Genomic DNA, 409 nt, shown 5'->3' on the forward strand with positions numbered 1-409 from the left:
CGTCTACGGCTCCATGGAAGACTGCGCCGCCGAATGGGTGACGCCGCTTCTCGGCGACTGCGATGCCTATGACGAGGCGCTTTCGCAAACATACGATGCGCTCTTCCCTTCCTTCGTTGCGGCGCGCCAGGCGCTTCGGCCGGTGTGGAAGGGCATGGCGCACCTCACAGGAGCAAGATCTTGAGCAATACAACAGATGTCGTCGATCTCTTCGTGATCGGCGGCGGCGTCAATGGAGCCGGCATAGCGCGTGATGCTGCAGGTCGTGGCCTGTCCGTCATCCTGTGCGAAAAAGACGATCTCGCGCAAGGCACCAGTTCGCGTTCCGGCAAGCTGGTGCATGGCGGCCTGCGCTACCTCGAATATTATGAATTCAGGCTGGTTCGCGAAGCGCTGATCGAACGCGAGG

The 409-nt window shown here is 60.9% G+C and carries 1 protein-coding gene and 1 pseudogene; both read left to right on the forward strand.

Annotation, left to right across the window (positions count from 1 at the left end; all coding sequences use genetic code 11):
• Nucleotides 1-184: pseudogene (locus tag EOC94_RS33630) on the forward strand (carbohydrate kinase); the annotation flags it as partial.
• Nucleotides 181-409: FAD-dependent oxidoreductase (locus tag EOC94_RS33635; RefSeq protein ID WP_127295892.1), on the forward strand; the 229-nt coding region annotated here is incomplete at its 3' end. The pseudogene EOC94_RS33630 and the gene EOC94_RS33635, both read left to right, overlap by 4 nt.

The organism is Mesorhizobium sp. M6A.T.Ce.TU.016.01.1.1, from assembly GCF_003997065.1.
Lineage (GTDB): Bacteria > Pseudomonadota > Alphaproteobacteria > Rhizobiales > Rhizobiaceae > Mesorhizobium > Mesorhizobium mediterraneum.